This window comes from Pseudofrankia coriaricola (genome assembly GCF_001854805.1).
Classification (GTDB): Bacteria; Actinomycetota; Actinomycetes; order Frankiales; family Frankiaceae; genus Pseudofrankia.
The window spans coordinates 1-18,673 of record NZ_MBLO01000206.1 but is presented as its reverse complement, the minus strand read 5'-3'; the positions used below and the strand labels follow the sequence as shown (position 1 = coordinate 18,673).

The 18,673-nt window shown below is 71.7% G+C and carries 14 protein-coding genes and 1 pseudogene; 9 read left to right on the top strand and 6 right to left on the bottom strand.

Translation table 11 applies throughout. The annotated features are described in order from the left end of the window. Window positions 1-69 precede the first annotated feature (69 nt). The 6 genes from BCD48_RS22540 (at window position 70) to BCD48_RS22515 (ending at window position 6,074) form a co-directional block, all read left to right on the top strand. Window positions 70-1,074, top strand: a complete 1,005-nt coding sequence (locus BCD48_RS22540; RefSeq protein ID WP_241841918.1) for an aliphatic sulfonate ABC transporter substrate-binding protein — start codon at window positions 70-72, stop codon at window positions 1,072-1,074. Beyond that, window positions 1,071-1,997 (top strand): TauD/TfdA dioxygenase family protein, encoded by a 927-nt coding sequence (locus tag BCD48_RS22535; protein WP_071050385.1) that lies wholly within the window; start codon window positions 1,071-1,073, stop codon window positions 1,995-1,997. Before BCD48_RS22540 ends, BCD48_RS22535 begins: the two co-directional genes overlap by 4 nt. Continuing rightward, complete coding sequence (locus BCD48_RS22530; RefSeq protein WP_071050384.1) at window positions 1,994-2,911, top strand: ABC transporter permease; 918 nt, start codon at window positions 1,994-1,996, stop codon at window positions 2,909-2,911. The genes BCD48_RS22535 and BCD48_RS22530 overlap by 4 nt, the downstream gene beginning before the upstream one ends. Then, window positions 2,911-3,900 (top strand): ABC transporter ATP-binding protein, encoded by a 990-nt coding sequence (locus BCD48_RS22525; protein ID WP_241841917.1) that lies wholly within the window; start codon window positions 2,911-2,913, stop codon window positions 3,898-3,900. Before BCD48_RS22530 ends, BCD48_RS22525 begins: the two co-directional genes overlap by 1 nt. Before the next feature lie 143 nt (window positions 3,901-4,043). Further along, entirely contained in the window at window positions 4,044-4,772 is a 729-nt protein-coding gene (locus BCD48_RS22520; protein ID WP_071050383.1) for a TetR/AcrR family transcriptional regulator, read from the top strand. 354 nt (window positions 4,773-5,126) lie between these two features. Further along, window positions 5,127-6,074 carry a TauD/TfdA dioxygenase family protein gene (locus BCD48_RS22515; RefSeq protein WP_071050382.1) on the top strand — a complete coding sequence of 316 codons (948 nt, stop codon included), beginning with the start codon at window positions 5,127-5,129 and terminating at the stop codon, window positions 6,072-6,074. A 40-nt stretch (window positions 6,075-6,114) separates the two neighbouring features. Here the strand turns inward: BCD48_RS22515 and BCD48_RS22510 are convergent, their stop codons facing one another. Next, window positions 6,115-6,378 carry a hypothetical protein gene (locus BCD48_RS22510; protein ID WP_071050381.1) on the bottom strand — a complete coding sequence of 88 codons (264 nt, stop codon included), beginning with the start codon at window positions 6,376-6,378 and terminating at the stop codon, window positions 6,115-6,117. 26 nt (window positions 6,379-6,404) lie between these two features. After that, on the bottom strand, window positions 6,405-7,547 hold the full coding sequence (locus BCD48_RS22505; RefSeq protein ID WP_071050397.1) for a cytochrome P450: 1,143 nt from the start codon (window positions 7,545-7,547) through the stop codon (window positions 6,405-6,407). Window positions 7,548-7,855: 308 nt separating this feature from the next. Between BCD48_RS22505 and BCD48_RS22500 the strand changes: the two genes are divergently transcribed. After that, window positions 7,856-8,800, top strand: coding sequence for an alpha/beta fold hydrolase (locus BCD48_RS22500; RefSeq protein WP_071050380.1), 945 nt, complete (start codon window positions 7,856-7,858; stop codon window positions 8,798-8,800). A 126-nt stretch (window positions 8,801-8,926) separates the two neighbouring features. Here BCD48_RS22500 and BCD48_RS22495 read toward each other — a convergent pair whose 3' ends face one another. The 3 genes from BCD48_RS22495 to BCD48_RS22485 all read right to left on the bottom strand — a co-directional run bounded on the left by BCD48_RS22495 (window position 8,927) and on the right by BCD48_RS22485 (window position 13,163). Beyond that, window positions 8,927-9,943, bottom strand: coding sequence for a Gfo/Idh/MocA family protein (locus BCD48_RS22495; RefSeq protein ID WP_071050379.1), 1,017 nt, complete (start codon window positions 9,941-9,943; stop codon window positions 8,927-8,929). Window positions 9,944-10,051: 108 nt separating this feature from the next. Continuing rightward, window positions 10,052-12,883 carry a P-loop NTPase fold protein gene (locus BCD48_RS22490; protein ID WP_131804093.1) on the bottom strand — a complete coding sequence of 944 codons (2,832 nt, stop codon included), beginning with the start codon at window positions 12,881-12,883 and terminating at the stop codon, window positions 10,052-10,054. Between the two features lie 55 nt (window positions 12,884-12,938). Further along, the gene (locus tag BCD48_RS22485) at window positions 12,939-13,163 is read right to left on the bottom strand and encodes a P-loop NTPase family protein (RefSeq protein WP_071050377.1); all 225 of its coding nucleotides are present in this window, start codon (window positions 13,161-13,163) and stop codon (window positions 12,939-12,941) included. A gap of 123 nt (window positions 13,164-13,286) precedes the next feature. On the opposite strand from BCD48_RS22485, the gene BCD48_RS22480 reads away from it, so the two are divergent. Beyond that, on the top strand, window positions 13,287-17,234 hold the full coding sequence (locus tag BCD48_RS22480; protein WP_131804092.1) for a WD40 repeat domain-containing serine/threonine protein kinase: 3,948 nt from the start codon (window positions 13,287-13,289) through the stop codon (window positions 17,232-17,234). Between the two features lie 78 nt (window positions 17,235-17,312). Next, window positions 17,313-18,227, top strand: a complete 915-nt coding sequence (locus BCD48_RS22475) for a tetratricopeptide repeat protein (RefSeq protein WP_071050375.1) — start codon at window positions 17,313-17,315, stop codon at window positions 18,225-18,227. A 146-nt stretch (window positions 18,228-18,373) separates the two neighbouring features. On the opposite strand, the pseudogene BCD48_RS22470 reads toward BCD48_RS22475, so the two are convergent. After that, a pseudogene (locus tag BCD48_RS22470) lies at window positions 18,374-18,673 on the bottom strand (methionine ABC transporter ATP-binding protein); the annotation flags it as partial.

The window sequence follows — 18,673 nt, the reverse complement described above, 5'->3', positions numbered from 1 at the left end:
AGTCCCGTGTTCACGCCTGCCCTCCGGGCCGGTCGAGGTCGGCCACGCCGCGCGGCTGTTCTGGCAGCTTTGTCCGCCCTTCTCGCCGTCACCGCGCTGGCCGCCTGTAGTTCGGGCTCCGGCTCCGGTAGCTCGGCGGAGAAGCCGGCGACCGCGGTGACCAGCTACCCGACGACGATCCCGGCCGGCACGAAGCTGCGCGTCGGCGACCAGGGGTCACTCAAGCCCGCGCTCGACCTGTCCGGCCAGAGCACCGGCACGCCGTACGCGGTCGACTGGTCGACGTTCGCGTCCGGCCCGCTGCTGCTGGAGGCGTTCCGGGCGAGCGCGGTCGACGTCGGCTACGTCGCCGACACCCCGCCGGTGCTCGCCGCCGCCTCCGGGCAGGACCTCGCGGTGATCGCCGCCTGGCACAACCCGCCGGGGCAGCTCGTCCTCGCGACCAGGCCGGGCAGCTCCATCCGCACGGTCGCGGACCTGAAGGGCAAGAAGGTCGCGATCTCGACCGGCACCATCCTGCAGGCATACCTGCTGCGTTCCCTGGACTCCGTGAACCTGGCCCAGAAGGACGTCGACGTCGTCAACCTGGCGATCACCGACATCCCGAACGCGCTGGCCCGCGGCGACGTGGACGCCGGCGTGACGGTCCAGCCGCTCGCCACGACCTACCTGCAGGCCAACCCGACCGCGCACAAGGTCGACGGCGCCGACGGGTCGCCGATCGTGCAGTACCTGATCACGACCCACAAGGTGCTGTCCGACCCAGCCAGGCAGGCCGCGCTCGGCGACTTCGTGAAGCGCTGGGTGAAGGCCGTCGGCTGGCGGGACGGCCACAGCGACGACTACATCAACAAGTACTACGTCGACCAGCTGAAGGTGCCCGTGGCCACCGCGAAGGTGCTGGTGGGCACGGGCGTCCCGTCGGTCTTCGTCCCCATCGACACAACCAGCATCGGCGACGCCCAGAAGTTGGCCGATCTTTTCTTCAGCAGCGGTGTCCTGCCCGAGAAGGTCGACATCTCCAAGGTTTTCGACGCCCGATACAACTCCGCGGTCAAGGAGGCCCAGCAGTGACGATCACCAACGAGAGCGAGACCCGGTCCGCGGTCGGGCTGGACGTCCGGCCGCTGTCCGGGTACATCGGCGCGGAGATCTTCGGCGTCGACCTGACACAGCCGCTCGAGCCGGCCGTCGTCGCCGAGATCCGGGCGACCCTGCTCAGGTGGAAGGTCGTCTTCTTCCGCGACCAGCACGTCACCCCGGCACAGCAGATCGCCTTCGGCCGGCAGTTCGGCGAGGTGACCCCGGGCCACCCGACCCTGCCGACACTCGAGGGCCACCCCGAGATCTTCCCGCTGGACTCCCGCGCCTACGCGGCCATCAAGGATGACACCTACCAGGTCCGCAGCCTGTGGCACACGGACGTGACGTTCGTGCACAACCCGCCGATGGGCTCGATCCTGCGCGGCGTGATCATCCCGCCCTATGGCGGGGACACCCAGTGGACGAACCTGGTCGTGGCCTACGACACGCTGTCCAAGCCGATCCGGGACCTCATCGACGGCCTGCACGCCGTCCACGTCAACCAGATCCACCTGGAGCGCGGTGACAGCTCCAAGCTGCAGAAGATGTTCGCCAGCACCTCCTACGAGACCGTCCACCCGGTGGTGCGCGTCCACCCGGAGACCGGCGAGCGGGTCCTGTACGTCAGCCCGAACTTCACCCAGCGGATCGTCGAGCTCACCAACACCGAGAGCCGGCAGCTTCTGGGCCTGCTCTACGACCACCTGGCCACACCGGCGTTCACCGTCCGCTTCCGCTGGCAGCCCGACAGCATCGCCTTCTGGGACAACCGCGCCACCGCCCACCTGATCCCGACCGACTACGGCCATCTGGGCTTCGACCGGGTGATGCACCGGATCACAATCGCCGGCGACGTCCCGGTCGGCGTCGACGGCAACCAGTCCGAGTCCCGCGAAGGCGGGTCGTTCGCGTGACCTCGCTCCTCCTCGAAAGCCCGGGCGGCGCCGGCACCGCCGGTACCGTCGGTGCCACCCGGGCCCTCGGCCCCGTTCCGGAGACTCCGGAGGCAGCCGGGCCCGGCAGCGTTCCGGTCGCGCTCGCGGACCCGGACCGGCCGCGCCGCCGGCCGGTGCCGAAGTGGCTGCGCCGGCTGCTGGGGCCGGTGCTGCTGGTCTCGTTCTGGCAGGTCGGCTCGTCCGCGGGGCTGATCCAGGCCGACATCCTCGCCGGGCCGTGGACCGTGCTGCATACCGGCTACACGCTGGCCGCGGACGGCACGCTGGGGCACAACCTTGTCATCTCGCTGCGCCGTGTCGCCCTGGGGCTCACGATCGGCGTGCTCGCCGCCCTGGTGCTGTCGCTGGTGGCCGGGCTGTTCCAGATCGGCGAGGACCTCGTGGACGCGCCCGTGCAGATCCTGCGCGCCGTCCCGATCCTCGGCCTGGTGCCGCTGGCCATCCTGTGGTTCGGCATCGGCGAGCAGGTGAAGATCTTCCTGGTCGCCCTGGGCACCGCCTTCCCGGTGTACATCAACACCTTCGCGGCGATCCGCGGCGTCGACGGCCGGTTCGTGGAGCTGGCCCGCACGGTCCGGCTCGGCCGCCTCGGGCTGATCCGCCGGGTGGTCCTGCCCGGCGCCCTGCCGGGGTTCCTGGTCGGCCTGCGGTTCGCGTTCACGATCTCGTGGCTGGTCCTCGTCGTCAGCGAGCAGATCAACGCGTCCAGCGGGATCGGCTACCTGATGGACCAGGCCCGCACGTTCGGCCAGACCGACGTCATCGTCGTCGGCCTCGCGGTCTACGGCGTTCTCGGCCTGCTCTCCGACGCTCTCGTCCGCCTGCTCGAACGCCGCGCCCTGGCCTGGCGCCGGGGCCTGGAGGCTTCCTGATGACCACGCGGACGACGTCCCCGCCGCCGGCTCCCGGCGCGACGCAGGTGTCAGCGCCAGCCGTCCCAGCACCCGTCGTCCCGGTGCCAGCTGTCCCGGCGCCGGCGGTCCCGGCGCCGGCGGTCCCGGCGCCGGCCGTCGAGGGTGGCCCGGCCGTGGCTGGCTGGGCCGCGCGGCAGGGCGGCGGCGCGCCCGGGCCCGCGGTCCGGGTCCGCGAGGTGCGCCGCGAGTTCGCCGGCCGCGCGGTGCTCGCCGGGATCGACCTGGACATCGCCCCCGGCGAGTTCGTCGCGCTGCTCGGCCGGTCCGGCTCGGGCAAGAGCACGCTGCTGCGCATCCTCGCCGGCCTCGACGCGGACGCCACCGGGAAGGCGACCGTCCCCGCGCGGGGCGCGGTCGTCTTCCAGGACCCACGGCTGCTGCCGTGGACCCGGGTGCTGGACAACGTGCTGCTGGGCCTGAAGGGCCGGCAGGCCCGTGCCCAGGCGGCCGTCGCGCTGGCCGAGGTGGGGCTCGGCGGGAAGGAGCGCGCCTGGCCGGGGACGCTGTCCGGCGGCGAGGCGCAGCGGGCGGCGCTCGCCCGGGCGCTGGTCCGCTCCCCCGGTCTGCTGCTGCTCGACGAGCCGTTCGGCGCGCTCGACGCGCTCACCCGCATCCGGATGCACAGCCTGCTGCGCGATCTGTGCCGGCGTCACCAGCCGGCGGTGCTGCTGGTGACGCATGACGTCGACGAGGCGATCCTGCTGGCCGACCGGGTCGCCGTGCTCACCGACGGCCGGCTCTCGCTGGACGAGCGGGTGGGGCTCGGCGGCGCCCGCCACCGCTCCGACCCCGGGTTCGCCACCCTGCGCACCCGGCTGCTCGCCGAGCTCGGCGTCACCGACGACGAGGCGAGCGGTGCGGCGGGTGCGCGGGGCGGCGAGGCGAGTGGCACGACCGGCCGTGACGCCCCGGTCGCCGCCGCGAAAGACGCCGCCGGGGAGCCGTAGGCTGCGAGAGTGACGGATCGGGCACCTTGCCCGAGGCCGCGGCGGCCCCGCGGTTCAGGGCACGCGATCGCGCGGGGCCCGGCGGTCTCGGGTAAGCCTGAAGGCCAGTCAGCCAGCCCGAGTCAGCGGGATGAGCGAGCAGGATGAGCCAGCAGACCGTGACCGAGTCGACGAACACAGCCGAGCCGCTCACCTGGGCGCCGCGCTCGCACGACGCCCGGCTGCGGCTGTTGCTCACCGCCGAGCGGCTGTACGCCGAGCACGGCCTGGAGGCGGTGTCGCTGCGGCAGATCTGCCGGGCGGCCGGCAACGGCAACAACAACGCGGTGCAGTACCACTTCGGCGGCGAGCGGGGCCTGCTCGCGGCGATCGTCGCCCACCGGGTCCCGCCGCTGGACCAGCGCCGTGCCGAGCTGCTGGCGACGGGCCGAACCCACGGCCGGGACCAGACGGTACGTGGGCTGTTCGACGTCCTGATGCGCCCCCTTGCCGAGGAGGCACGCCGGCCGGACAGCTACTACGTGGGCTTTCTCGGCAGGTTCGGCGCTCATCCGCTGGAGGACCACCCATGGTGGGCCGGCGGCAGGCCGGCGGGCGAGGTAGGCCACGAGGTGTCCCTGGCGATCCTCGACCTCCTGGCCGAGGTTCCCAGGCCGTTGCGCGCACTGCGGCTGTCGCACATGGTCCGCCTCTGCCTGGCCGCCCTGGCCGGATACGACCGGATCCCAGCGGGAAAACCGGACGGTCCGTACCCGGGCACCGGCGGCGAGATCTCCTACGAGCTGTACGTCACCGACCTGTTCGACATGGCCGCGGCGGCGCTCACCGCGCCCCTGTCGGCGGAAAGCCATGCCGGGCCTGGTCCCGACTGAAGCCGCGCGCGCTCGGCGAGCGGCCGGTCACCGGCGGGCCAGCGCCGTGAGGGAACGCGGCGACATTCCCATCCACCGGGTTGACAAACAGCTGACTTAACTGTTCAGTGAAGGTGGCGGAACACCACCGGGCATTCGACCAAATCGCCTCCGCTCCTCGCCGAGCGATGCCCATGAGGCGCGTCGGCCGAATACCACTTGGAATGACGCGGGCCGGCTTCTCTTCAGTGCTGCCCGAAATCGGTCAGCAGCATTCACCAAACGGTTGATATCTCGACGGCGCCGCGAGACCACACTCCGGCGGCCAGATTTTCGACGCCCCCGCCATGACTCGGCGGTCAAGGAGGCCCAGGAATGACGACGACAGACGATGCCGCGACCACCCCGGCCCCGCTGGTGACGACGGCCGAGTCGACGGTCGGACTCGATGTCCGGCCGATGTCGGGGCACATCGGCGCCGAGATCTTCGGCGTCGACCTGACACAGCCGCTGGAACCCGCCGCCATCGCCGAGATCCGCGCCACCCTGCTCAGGTGGAAGGTCGTCTTCTTCCGCGACCAGCACGTCACCCCGGCACAGCAGATCGCCTTCGGCCGGCAGTTCGGCGAGGTGACACCGGGCCACCCGACCCTGCCGACGCTCGAGGGCCACCCGGAGATCCTTCCGCTGGACACCCGCACCTACCTGGGAGAAGGAAAAAGCGACTTCCGGGTCAGGAGCCTCTGGCACACCGACGTCACGTTCGTGCTGAACCCACCCATGGGCTCCATCCTGCACGGGCTGGTCATCCCGCCGTACGGCGGCGACACCCAGTGGACCAACCTCGTCACCGCCTACGAACGGCTCTCGCCGTCCCTACGTGACTTCCTCGACGGCCTGCACGCCGTCCACGTCAACCAGATCCACCTGGAACGCGGCGACAGCAGCAAGCTCTCCGCTCTGTTCGCCAAGACGCCCTACGAGACCATCCACCCGGTGGTCCGCGTCCACCCGGAGACCGGCGAGCGCGCCCTGTTCGTCAACCCGAACTTCACCACCCGGATCGTCGAGCTCTCGAACACCGAGAGCGACCGCGTTCTCGGCCTCCTCTACGAGCACCTCGCCACCCCGGAGTTCACCGTCCGCTTCCGCTGGCAGCCCGACAGCATCGCCTTCTGGGACAACCGCGCCACCGCGCATCTCGCCCCGACCGACTACGCGGGCTTCGACCGGGCGATGCACCGCATCACCATCGCCGGCGACGTCCCCGTCGGCGTCGGCGGCAAGCCGTCCAAGTCCCACGAGGGAGGCTCCTTCGCCTGACACCGAAACCGGCGCGGGGCGGATCTTCGCCGCCTCGACGTTAGCAGTTCATGACGGTGATGACACGGCCCGAGAACGGGCTGGTCGCGGTGGTGATGGCGGTGCGTTCGGTGATGGCGGGGGCGTCGGGACGCTGGTCGAAGACGATCAGCGTGCCAGTGGCCAGATCGAAGCGGTCTAGGTAGCGGTCGAGCTGTTTGAACCCCTGCTTCAGCGGGTTGGGCCGGCCCTCGCGCCAGACCTTGAGCTCGGCGGCCTCGCGCTGTGCGACACGACCTGACGCGCCCGGCCTGCCGCCCCGCACCCATTGCGGAGCGCGAGACGCGCCACTCAGCCGGTGATGACCGGGAGCGATTCCCAGCCACGGACCGTTGACGTGCGGGCGCGGACGGCCCCCGGCCAGTCGACCTCCCAGGTGGGGAAGCGGCGCAGCACCTCCTCGAGGGCGACCCGGCCCTCGAGACGGGCCAGCGCCGCGCCGAGGCAGTGGTGGATGCCGTAGCCGAACGTGAGGTGGCGGCCGACGTCGCGGTGGATGTCGAACCGGTCCGGGGCGGGGTAGCGGCGTTCGTCCCGGTTCCCCGAACCGACGAGGAAGACGACCACGCTGCCCTCGGGGACGGTCTGGCCGTGGTGCGCGACGTCACGGGCGACGTACCGGGCATGCGCGGGTGCCGGCGCCTCGTAGCGCAGCAGCTCCTCGACGGCGTTCGGGATCAGCGTCGGGTCGGCGACGAGCTCGGCGCGCTGGCCGGGATTCTCGGCGAGCACCTTCCCGGCCCAGCCGATCAGCCTCGTGGTCGTCTCGTTGCCCGCCGCCGCCAGCAGGTTCACGTAGACGAGGATCTCGGACCGGGTGAGCGTGCGGGTCGTCCCCGTCTCGTCCTCGAACTCGGTGGTCAGCAGCTCGGTCATCAGGTCGTCCGACGGGTGGCGGGCCCGCCAGTCGATGTACTCGGCGTACTGGGCACCATCGCTGACCGTGGGGTCCAGGTCGGTGCCGTCGCCGGTGAGCCGCAGGCCCTCGTCGATCCGGTCGCGGATCGTCTCCTGGTCGTCCTCGGGGATGCCGAGCAGGTAGCCGATGGTGCGCATCGGCATCGGCGCGCCCAGGTCCCGGACGAAGTCGAACCGCCCCGAGCCGACCAGCGGGTCGAGGCTGCGGGCGCAGAACTCCCGGACCCGCGCCTCCAACGCCACCATCTTCTTCGGGGTGAAGACCCGGGACAGGATGCCGCGGTGCACGGTGTGCGCCGGCGGGTCCTCGAACAGGATGAGGCCCGGAGGCAGGTCCAGGTCCGCCTTGATGAACTCCAGCACCGAGCCGCGCCCCGAGCGGTAGGTCTGCCAGTCGGCGAGCCCGGCCTCGACGTCGTCGAACCGGCTCAGCGCGTAGAAGTCGAACTTCTCGTTGTAGTAGAGCGGTGCCTCGTCGCGCAGCCGCCGCCAGACCGGGTACGGGTCGGCGTCGATGACGGCGTCATAGGGGTCGTAGGAGAGCTCGCCCCGGCCGGCCGACGCGTCGGCCCCGGGGCCGGTCGCCGCGTCCGGATCCGAGCCCGAGTCCTGGTTCGTGACTGTCACCGCTGGACCTCCCGACCGCCTGCTGATGTGACGCGTGCCGCACTGCCAATATCGCTCACCTTGGGTCCGCGCACGATGGCCCGCGTGAACCAGTGCTGGACGCGGGCAACATTTCCTCGGCGCCCCTCGTTGCCACAGACGGAGATTTCGAGCCAGACCAGCGGCGTGCGCGCCCGTGCGCGGAGGAGTGGTGTGGGATGAGCGTCGCGCCGGACGACGGGCTCGCGGCGGACGACTACGACGAGTTCGGGTATCTGCACGAGAACGCGGCGGAGATCGGGATCCCGTTCCCCGGGCGGCCCGAGGTCGGCCGGGGGTTCCTGGAGGTCGAGCCCGGCCGGAAGCTCAGCTACATCCGCTGGGGCACGGCCAAGCCCGAGATCGTGTTCCTGCACGGCGGTGGGCAGAACGCGCACACCTGGGACTACGTCGCGCTCGCGCTCGGCCGCCCGGCCATCGCCGTCGACCTGCCCGGCCACGGCCACTCCTACCGGCGTCCGGACCGCAACTACGGGCCGTGGCGCAACGTCGAGGCGCTGGAGGCGGCGCTGCCAGCGCTCGCGCCGAGCGCCGTCACCGTCGTCGGCATGTCGCTGGGCGGCGCGACCCTCATCCACCTGGCGGCCAAGCGCCCCGACCTGTGCCGGCGCGCCGTCATCATCGACGTGACGCCGCATGTGAATGACACGCGCCAGCGGCTGACGCGGGCCGAGCAGGGCACCGTCGCCCTCGTCGGCGGCCAGCCAACCTACGCGTCGTTCGAGGAGATGGCCGACACGGCGATCGCGCTGAGCCCCTACCGGGCGGCCTCCGGGGTGCGCCGCGGCGTCCGGCACAACGCCTACCGCCGCCCCGACGGGCTGTGGACCTGGCGCTACGACCTGTTCGGCCCGCCACCCGCGGGCGGTGAGAACTGGAACGACTTCGGCCGGCTGTGGGCCGACGTCGACGCGATCACCGTGCCGACGATGCTGGTCCGCGGCGGCGAGTCGAAGTTCGTCGCCGACGCCGACGCCGACGAGTTCCGCCGCCGCCTCCCGTCGGCCCGCTACGAGGTCGTCCCCGCCGCCGGCCACGCCGTCCAGAGCGACCAGCCCCTCGCCCTCACCGCGCTGATCAGGGACTTCACCTTCCCCGCCTGATCGCGGATGATCGCGGTTTGTGCCCTCCGGTGGTCGTAGACGGGGTCGGGTGACGACCACCGGAGGACGCAGACAGCGATCTGCTGCCGTCGGCGGCTGCCTGCGCCGGGCGACGAGTGGCGGTGCTCAGGTCGTCGGGGCGGACGGACGGGGCGACAGGCCGGCGGCGCGGTAGATGTCGTCGATCACCCGCATGTTCGCGAGCGCGTCCGCGGGCGGGGTGAGCACCGGTGAACCGCGCCGGACGGCGGCCTGGAATGCCCGCAGCTGCAGGGTGTAGGTGCTCTCGCCGGTCACCTTCTCGCGCCGCCGCCGGCTGGTTCTCACTGTCAGGCGGTGGAACACGTGCGGCGCGAGGGGGTTGAGGACCCGGGCCTCGCCCCGCTCCCCCGTGATGACGAGGCTCAGCGCGAGCCCCGGCCACGCCCACATGCCAGTCTCCAGGCGGCCCGTGACACCGCCGTCGAACCGCAGGTCCGCCGTCAGGTGGCGGTCGACATCAGGCAGCCGGGTCCGCGCGGCCGCCGAGACGACGGCGGGCTCGGAGCCGACGACCGTCCTCATCATGTGGACCCCGTAGCTGCCGATGTCCATCAGGCTTCCGCCGCCGAGGGCGAGCTGCCAGCGGATGTCGCGCCGGTTCGGGATGGGGATGACGAGGCGGGCCGCGACGTGTCGCACCGGCCCGATCTCACCGCTCGACACGATCTCCAGCAGGCGTTCGGCGAGGGGGTGGTAGCGCCAGTGGAACGCCTCCATCACGACCACGCCGCCGCGGTCCGCCGCCTCCTTCACCGCGAGCGCCTCGTCGGCGTTCGCGGTGAACGGCTTCTCGCACAGCACGTGCTTGCCCGCCTCGATGGCCCGGATCGTCCAGCGGGCGTGCGCGGAGGGGATCAGCGGGATGTAGACGGCGTCGACCTCATCGTCGTCGATGACCGCGTCATAGTCCGCCAGGACGCGCGGAACGCCGTGCCGGCTCGCAAACCGCCGCGCCCGCGCCACGTCCCGGGCGGCGACCGCGACGACCTCGGCCCCGTCCACAGCCGCCGCCGGACGGATCAGTGCCGCCGGCGCGATCCGCGCCGCCCCGAGCACACCGATCCGCAATGCCTGCTCGTCCCCCGTGGAAAACGTCGCCATGATGATCCTTCACCGTCTCGCTGCCAGGACCACAGCGTGACACCACCCGAACCAGGCCCACGGACGGGTGCCGAGTGCCGACGACGTGGTCGCTGGATCGCGGATGGCTCAGCCGCCGGGCGGCGTCCTGGCCGCGGTCGGCGGCCTGCGCACGGCGGTGTGGAAGCTGAAGCGGCTCACGCGGGCCTGCCACTTCTGGTAGAGCGCCGCCTGGCGCACGGTCGCCTTCTCCATCACGTTCTCCGTCGCGCTGTCCCTCGCGCCGAGGCTCTCGACCAGGCCAGCGAGCTCAAGGCACAGCACCCTCAGCGCCCGCGTCTCCTCGTCGGATGCGTGGACCGCGGTGGACGCGCGGGCCACGCCGGTCGCGGTGGTCGCCGTGGTCGCCGTGGTCGAGCCGTGCGCACGCAGGGTCGTGAGGATGTCAGGGTCGGTGCCGTCGAGCGCGGCCAGCCGCTCGAACAGCTGCCCGGCGGCGACCGCGTCGCGGACCAGCGCGGCCAGCAGGATCGCCACCACCTGGTACTCGCCGCCGGACCCGGCGTCGTCCGGGTCCGCGATAAAGCTCGGCCGGTCGGCCTCGGACACCCCGATCCGGACCAGCCGGTAAAGGTTGACGAGCCGCTTTCCGGCGCGTGGTGTCCGCACCAGGCCATGAAGCTCAGGCAGGAACGCCTCCTCGGCGGTGGAGAACAGCAGGAGGCCTGGGTCGTCGGGCGCCGGGCCGCCGTCGGTCGGCTGCTCCGCGCCGGCTGGCGCGGTGTCGGCTGGCGCGGTGTCGGCTGGCGCGGTGTCGGCTGGCGCGGTGTCGGCTGGCGCGGTGTCGGCTGGCGCGGTGTCGGCTGGCGCGGGGCCGGTTGGCCCCACCGCCGGGCGGGCGCTCGCCTTCGTCTCCTCCGCCGGGCGCATCAGGCCGCGCAGGTAGTCCCGGCCGGAGTCGCCCATGTCGTCCATGGAGGCGAGCGCGAACGGGATCTGGAAGATCTTCTCCAGGTAGTCGGCCGTCGTCCAGAACGCCCCGTCGGGACTCTCCTCGTCGGCGAAAAGCCCGTCCCGGTAGGTGTTCACCGCGCCGTGAAGCCAGTCCGGGTCAACCGCGACCACGACGACGAACAGCCGCAACGCGAGCAGCAGGTGGACCGCGGCCAGTACCTCGACGACGACCTTCGGCGGGCACCGGTCGAGGTCGTCGACGTAGAGCACGATCCGCTCCAACGGCCGGCTCGAGCCCGCCGCGCCAAGCTCCTTCGCCTCCCGGTCCTCGGCCGCGGTCTTCGCCTTCCTCGCGGCCTTCCGCCTGGCACTCCTCGTGCCCGCGGTGGCCTGCTCCGTGCCCGTGCCGCCGGGCGCCTCTCCCGTGGCCACCGCCGCCTCGGCCGCGGCCTCCCGGTCGGCGTTCCACTCGGCGAGCGCCGTGTCGAGCCTGTCCTGGAGCTGGGCGAGGTCGTCACGGACCCGGCCGACGAGGCCGCGGTAGTCGGCATAGGCAGAGTCGGCGGAACGGTCGGCCACGAACGACGCCAGCCCCGCCGCCGCGTCGACGACGACCAGTTGGCGGTCCAGCTCGCCGATCGTCTCGTCGACGCCGGCCAGCGTGGCGCTGAGCTCGGCGTGTACCTGCTCCGCCCGGGAACGTAGCGTCCGGTAGAAACGCCAGCCGGGGTAGAGGACGGCGAGCGCGGTCACGACCGGCGGCCCGAAGCGGGCCAGCGCGTGGGCATGCGCCCGGGTGGCGACGTCGGCGCCGTACCACCACGCCAGGCCCACGACGACGACCAGCGCGACGACCTGCGCCAGTATCCGCCAGCTGGCGGCCAGGTCCGCCCACACGTCCCGCGCCCAGGCCTTGGCGGAGAGCACGAACCACCAGAGCGCGCGATGCCGCGCGAACCTGCCCTGGCCGGTGGGCGAGCCGTCGATCGTCCTCAGGTCGGCCGCCAGGCGGTCGCGCCGCTTCGCCTCCTCCTCCCTCCGCGCGTGCAACCGCTTGCGCTCCGCCCGCACCTCGCCGGCCGAGCCCGCGGGTGGGGCGTTGGTGGCATAGGCGGTGGCCAGTTCCCGGAACAGGCGGTCGACCAGGCCGGTCCACACCCGGTCGTCGCTGTAGTGCCACGCATTGAACTCGATCTGGAGGACGCGGCCGACAAAGGCGCTCTTCTGGGGGTCTGACCGCTCCGCCGCAATCTCGGCAAGTTTCTGGGCCTTGTAGCGCATTTGCAGCATGAAGCTCGACTTGCCGGAGCCCCACCTGCCGAGAAGCGCGATCGCCAGCGGGGGCGGTGGGGTCCGGGCCACGACCAGTTTCGCGAGCGTGGCCACGTCGCCGGCAATGTCGAGCGCGTCCGTCGCCGTGGGCGCGTCACTCGCGGGTGCTGGCAGCACCGCGTCCGCCGCGTACCGCGTCCACTGTGACCGAGATGCTGATGCGGGAAACCGACGGTTCCTGGCGGCCGAATCGCCGTCGCCCGCCGGTCCCGGACGGTCGACCCGTGACGACGGCTCATCCTCGGGTACCGGAGCTTCGGTGGCCGCGGAAGGCCTGGGCGCCACCGTCTCTTCGGGAGCCTCGGCCCGCGACGGCGGACTCGCCGACCGGCGGGCCTCGGGCCGAACCCCGGAGGATGAGCTCGCCCGTTCATCGAGCGGCTCGCGTCCCCCTCGCGGCTCCCCGTCGTATCCCGCTCTTAGGACCTGGTTGTAGGGAAACTCCTCCAGCGCCGCCGCCAGCACCTTCTGACGACCATCGACGACAGCGCCGAGGGCGAGCAGACGGGCCACCTCCGTCCAGAAGGCGATGGCATCACCCGCCTGCCAGCTCGGCTGACGTTCGCGCGGAAGGCCTGCTCGCTCGAGGACCAGCCTCGCCGCCGACTGGGCGGAAAAGGCGCTCGCCAACGCCTGGACTTCCTCGCGCGTCAGCTCACTACGCGGCGCGGCCATGGTTACACCCCCGGCGAGGAACAATACGCGGCCTGATCGTCGGGCCAACCATGCTTCAGGCCGACGGCCGCGATTGGCCGAGGGACAGCTGGCGCACCGGGGTGTCCAGGAACGGGCCGAGGTCGAGCATCTCGACGAACCGGGCGAGGTTGGCGTGGAACTGGCCGGGCGGCACCCGGTAGAGATGGCGGACCAGCTCGAAGCTGTCACGCAGCGGCAGGTCCCACCACAGCGTCGAACGCTGCCCGAACACCACCCCCAGACGCTGTGCCAGCCGCATCGCCCGCGTCGCTGGACCGCCCGGCTGGGCATGGCGCCTGCGTCGATCTGAGGGATGCGCGGTGTCGTCCTCCAGACTTCATCGGGGAGAGTCAAGTCGGACTGTTCGTGACAGAATTCGCGCGTGGCTGACGCGCGACGCATTCAGAACGTCACAGCCGGCAGGTCAGCCCGCATATGGGGCGTCGGCGAGTTTGTGCTCGATCTCTACGACGTTCTCGATGTCATCCAGACCGGCGGGATGGGCCTGGTGTACAAGGTCCGGCATCATGGCTGGAACATCGACCTTGCGGTCAAGACGCCGCGCATGGAGTTCGCCGTCTCGGAACGTGGCCGGGTCGCCTTCGAGACCGAGGCCGAGGCGTGGGTCGGCCTCGGCCTGCATCCGCACGTCGTCAGCTGCGCCTACATCCGTCGGATCGACGGCGTGCCGCATGTGTTCGCCGAGTGGGTGGACGGCGGCAGCCTCGCCGACGCGGTACGGGACCGGCGGATCTACCGGGGTGGACCGGCGGCGGCCCTGCGCCGCATCCTCGACGTCGCGATCCAGTTCGCGTGGGGGCTCGCCCACGCCCACCAGCACGGGCTGGTGCACCAGGACGTGAAGCCGGCCAACGTGATGCTGGCCCGGGACGGAACCGTCAAGGTCACCGACTTCGGTCTGGCCAAGGGACCCGATCTGGCCGGCGAGCCGGCAGGCGCGGCCGGACGGCCGGTCCTGGCTGGCGCAACGGTGCTGGCCACGTTCGCCGGCCGCACCCCGGCCTACTGCTCGCCGGAGCAGGCGGACGCGGCGGCGGGCGGGCACGTCCGGCTGAGCCGTGCGACCGACGTCTGGTCGTGGGCGGTGAGCGTGCTCGAACTGTTCGCTGGCGAGCCCCCGACGTCGTTCGGCCAGGTCGCGCGGGAGGTGTTCGAGGCATTTGTCCAGCGGCCACCGGCGGACCCGGAGCTGCCCGCGCTTCCCTCGGAGATCGTCAGCCTGCTGCGGCGCTGCTTCCAGGAACAACCCGCGGCCCGCCCGTCAAGGATGGATCAGCTCGCCGACGAGCTGATCGGCATCTACCAGCGGGTCATCGGCGGGACCTACCCGCGAGCCCGCCCATCCGGTGTGCGGCTGCTCGCCGACGGCCTGTCCAACCAGGCGTTGTCGATGCTCGACCTCGGCCATCCCGAGCGGGCCGAGGCGCTGTGGGCGCGGGCCCTGCAAGCCGACCCGCACCACACCCCCGCGGTCTACAACCGAGGCCTGAACCGGTGGCGCACGGGCCGGGGCTCCGACGCACAGCTCGTCGCCGAGCTCGAGGGGGTGCGGGCCGGTCACCGGCAGCAGGACTGGGTCGACGACTACCTGCTCGCGCTCGTGCACCTGGAGCGTGGCGATCCGGACAGCGCGATCCCGCTGCTCGAGATGGCGGCCACGAGGGCCGGTGACGGTGACGGCGTGGGATCCGCGGCCGGGTTCGCGGCGGGCTTCGCGGATGTGGACGCCGCGCTGGCGCGCGCACGGCAGATGCCCAGGCCACGCCAGCCCGACACGCTCACCGGTCATGCCAACCCGGTGGCAGCGGTCGCGATGAGCGGGGACGGCCGGATCGCCGCGTCCGCCGACCGGGATGCGTCCATTCCGCCCCGGCCGGACGGCGCTCCCATCGACATCAGGGTGTGGGATGTCGCCACCGGGCGCTGCCTGCAGGTCCTGCGAGGCCACGACCGCGGCGTCGAGACGGTGGCGCTAAGCAGGGACGGCCGACTGCTCGCATCCGGGGGAGTCGACCAGGCCGTCCTGGTCTGGGATGTTCCGTCCGGCCGGCTGCTGCGGCGGCTGACCGGTCACACGGGTTCGGTCAGGTCGGTGTCCGTCAGCCCGGACGGCGCGACGCTGGTGTCGCTGGCGGACGACGGCCGGATCCTCTCGTGGGAGGTCGCCACGGGGCGGCTCGTGCGGACGCTGCGGCAGGAACGCACCTCGGTGTCGAGTTTCGGCGAGTCGGTCACGGTCACCGACGGGGGCCGCCGGGTCGTCCACTGGGACTACCCCACCCGGCGGCTGCGGGTCTGGGCCCTGCGCACCGGTCACCTCGAACATTCGAGGCAGTTCCGCCACTACGGCGTCGTGGTCGGCACCGGAGGGCGTCACGCGCTGGTGACCGGCGAGGGCAAGGCACAGGTCTGGAACACCGAGACCATGCGGGTGGAACGCGAGTTCGAGCTGGGCCGCGAATTCGGCGCGCTCAGCGCTGACGGCCGTCATGCGGTGGGCGGCGGCGCGGCCGGGACGGAGGTGTGGGAGCTGACGACGCCCCGATGCCTCAGGACGATGCCGTTCAGCAGCCACCAGACTGCGCTGAGCGCGGACGGCCGGTCCGGCATCTCCCTGGCGAACGCGGATCTGCGCCTCTGGACGGCGGGCGCCGCCGGGCCACCGTCGCCGTGGAGCTACGCGCGGCCGAGGCCGGCCACCGAGATGTCCCGCGACGCCGACGTCGTCAGCACAGCCATCGCGAGGTCGCGGCAGCTCGCTCGCCAGGGGCAGTGGGGCGCGGCCGCCCAGGAGCTGCGCAGGGCCCGCGACAGGCCCGGATACGAGCACGACCTCGACATCCTCGACCAGTGGGCCAAGGTAGGCGGACGCGGTCGGCGGGTCGGGCTGCTCAGCACCTGGCATCTTCGAGACCTGGCCTCGGCCCCGGATGACCTGAGGGACGGGCTGTCCATACCGATCGGCAACACGAGGGGCTTCGCCCCGCTGCTGGAGAACGGGTTCGCGCTGAGCCCGGACGGCCGGTTCGCGCTGACCCGGCACCGCTCCGGCCTACGGATCCAGGACACTGCGACAGGCGAGGTCCACCAGACGCTGTCCACGTACGGACCCGAGTTCCGGTGCGCGGTGTTCAGCCCGGACAGCCGGTCGGTGCTGACCGGGAACAGCGACTACTACCTCCAGGTGTGGGACGTCCAGTCAGGCGAATGCCGGGTCACCCTCGGCGACCACCCTGACTCGGTGGAGGCGGTCGTCATGAGCGTCGACGGACGGCTCGCGGTGGCCGGCTGCCTGGATGGCACGATCAAGGTGTGGGACCTGGCCGCCGGGCGGTGCCTGCGCACGCTCAAGAAGGCCGACAGGTTCGTCACCGCGCTGACGGTCAGCCCCGACTGCCGCATTCTGATCTCGCACGAGTTCGAGCTGACCAGCGACTACCACAATCTCCACTTCGCGCAGGTGTGGGATCTGGAACAAGGACGCCTGCTGCAGACCACGCCCTGTTGGGTGGTCAGTGCCGACTCGACCAGGATCAGCGATGACGGCCGGATCGGGCTGAGTATCAGCAGCCTCCAGAACAGCCTGCGCGTTTTCGACCCGCTTACCGGCCGTCTCGAGACCATGTTGTTGTCAGGACCGGGGAAGCTCAGCAGGGTCGCCATGACGCCGGACGGGCGGCTCGGATGCACGGCGGGCAGCGAAGGCGCGCTGATGGTCTGGGACCTGTCCGCAGCGAGCCGTCCGATGCGGGTGCTCACCGGCCACACCGGCGAGGTGACCTCGCTGGTGCTGACGCCGGACGGCCGGTTCGCCCTGACCGGCGGGGCTGACGGGTCCGTCCGGGTCTGGGACCTGGCGGCTGGACGCTGCCTGCGTACCCTGGCCGCGCACACCGGCAGCGTGCTGTCGGTGCGATGCAGCTCCGACGCGCGCACGGTGTTGTCCCTCGGGCAGGACAAGAAAGCGAAGGTGTGGCAGCTGGCGTGGGACTACGAGTTCCCACAGCCGGCTGACTGGGACCAGGACGCGCGCCCGTATGTGGATGCCTTCCTGGCGCGTCGCCGGTGGGTCGACGCGGCCTGGACGGACGACGACGTCGAGGGTCTGCTGGACGTCCTGCGGGACGCGGGTCTGGGCTGGCTGCGTCCTGACGGCGTCCGTGCGGAGCTTGCGCGGGCGGCCGCCACGAGGAACGCCGGTGTACCGAGCCTGTCAGCGGGCGGTCCAGGCGTGCCGGGCCACGATTCGGATAACAGTGGCCGGACATTCGAACGCGCGGAAGAACGCGGTGCGTGGCCGGTCTTCTGACGACTAGTACCGCGGAGCGATCGGAACTACTCCGATCCTCGCCCGCTCAGCCGGGACAACGTATCGAGAGGACGAGACATGGCAGTGCTGTACTGCGCAGGCTACGGCTGCCCGAGGTCGATCTCCGTCTCTGCCATCCCGGGCGGCAATCCGTACGCGCTGGAGAACCCGGAGGACTTCTCCGTCGTCTACTCGGTGTGCGTGGACTGCAAGGCCCATTTCTGCGACCGCTGCGCACCGGCGGCGCGGGACAAGCCCCGGGGAGCGGTCAGGTGCCGCAAGTGCACCGGCGAACTCGTCGACGGCCAGGAGTGGGAGCGGAGCGGAAAATCGCGCTATCCGGAGGCCGTCCTGCGGTACAACGAGGCGGCGAAGCACCGGAACGACGGAGACAACGGGCGCGCGGTGGCCGCGCTCGACAAGGCCATCGCCCTTCGCCCGGGATTTGCCGCGGCGTACACGCTGAAGGGTCTGGCACTGCGGGACCTGGGCCGCCACCCGGACGCGGTCGCGGCCTTCGACATGGCAATCTCGGTCGATCCACTGAACATTGAAGCGATGGCGGAGAAGGGCTGGACCTTCGGCCAACAGCAGCCGGTGCAGGCTCTGGCCGCCTACGAGATGGCGATGGCCGTCGAACCGCGGTTCCTGCTGGCACAGCTTGTGAGGGCCACGGTTCTCAATACCCTCGGACGGTATGAGGAAGCCCTTCGGGCGGTCGACCAGGCCATTGCGATCGAGCAGAGAAAACGGTACGTCGGCACGGTCAACTACGCGCGGTCGAGGCTGTTCGGGACGAAGGCAATGATCCTGGTGAACCTCGGGCGCAACGAGGAGTGCCTCGCCGCGGTCGACATCTCCATCGACTCCGGTCCCGACTCGGCGTTGAACTACCAGGTGAAGGCCCTCGCGCTCGAACGGCTCGGACGTCTCGAGGAAGCCCGGTCGATCCGGCGGATCGAGGAGCAGGCACGCCGCCGGTCCGAGACGTAGCAGGCACTCGGGGCCGGCATCGCGCGCGGCCGCGCCTGCCTGGGCGCACTCGTGCCGATCGCTGTCGCATCGCCGTCATCGGGCGATGGGTGCGCGACTGCGCGAGGGGCCCCCGCCCCTTCGGCGAGCCCGTGCCGTCCGCTGCGTCAGACTGGAGCCGTGCCGGTGGTGTAGAGGCGGGCGATGACGTCCTCGATGGGCGGCTCGCGCAGGGAGAGGTCGACCAGCGGGTAGCGGGCGGCGACCTCGGCGACGAGCGGGGCGGCGCTGTCCGTCGCCGGGAAGGCCAGCCACTGGCGGGCGCCGTCGACGCGGGTGACGTGTGCGCCGGGTGTGGTGACGGCGATCGGGGGCATCGGCGAGGCCAGGTCGACGATGAGCGTCCGCTCGCCGCCGAGGCGGTCGCGCAGGGTGGCGAGGTCGCCGTCGAAGCCGAGCCGGCCGTG